Below are 857 nucleotides of genomic sequence, written 5' to 3'. Positions count from 1 at the left end.
ATCGTCCGTACCACCTACGGCCCCACCGAGACCACCCTCTGCGCCACCCACACCCCCTGGCACACCGACGACACCCCCCTGGGAACGACGACACCGCTGGGCCGGCCCATGACCGGAACCCGCCTCACGATCCTCGACCCCCACCTCCAGCCCGTCCCGCCCGGAGTCATCGGCGAACTCCACATCGCCGGAACCGGCCTCGCCCGCGGCTACACAGGCGACCCCGCCCTCACCGCCGCCACCTTCACCGCCCACCCCCACGGACACCCCGGCGAACGCCTCTACCGCACCGGCGACCTCGCCCGCCACGAACACGACGGCACCCTCACCTTCCACGGACGCACCGACCACCAGATCAAAATCCGGGGCCACCGCGTCGAGCCCGCCGACATCGAAACCGCGATCACCCGCCACCCCCACGTCACCCAGGCCACCGTCACCGCCCACACCAGCCCCCACGGCGACACCCGCCTCACCGCCCACTACACCGGAACCACCACCCCCGCCCAACTCCGCACCCACCTCACCACCCACCTCCCCGACTACCTCATCCCCACCACCCTCACCCACCTCACCACCTGGCCCCTCACCCCCAACGGCAAGCTCGACCGCACCCAACTCCCCGCACCCACCACCCCAACCCCCACCGGACGCCCACCCCGCACCCCCCACGAACACACCCTCACCACCCTCTTCGCCGAAACCCTCAACCAACCCGCCCTCACCATCGACGACAACTTCTTCACCCACGGCGGCCACTCCCTCCTCGCCATGCGCCTCACCAACCGCATCAACACCACCCTCAACACCCACACCACCATCCACACCCTCTTCCAACACCCCACCCCCGCCGAACT

At 70.1% G+C, this 857-nt stretch carries 1 protein-coding gene; it reads left to right on the top strand.

The features are described 5' to 3' along the window. Window positions 1-857 (top strand): non-ribosomal peptide synthetase (locus ABD371_RS35710; RefSeq protein ID WP_344486940.1); only part of this gene is annotated, 857 nt, incomplete at both ends.

The sequence above is a fragment of the Streptomyces amakusaensis genome (assembly GCF_039532665.1).
Taxonomy (GTDB): Bacteria; Actinomycetota; Actinomycetes; order Streptomycetales; family Streptomycetaceae; genus Streptomyces; species Streptomyces amakusaensis.
Note: the sequence above shows the minus strand (reverse complement) of the source record. Positions and strands in the feature narration are given on the sequence as shown.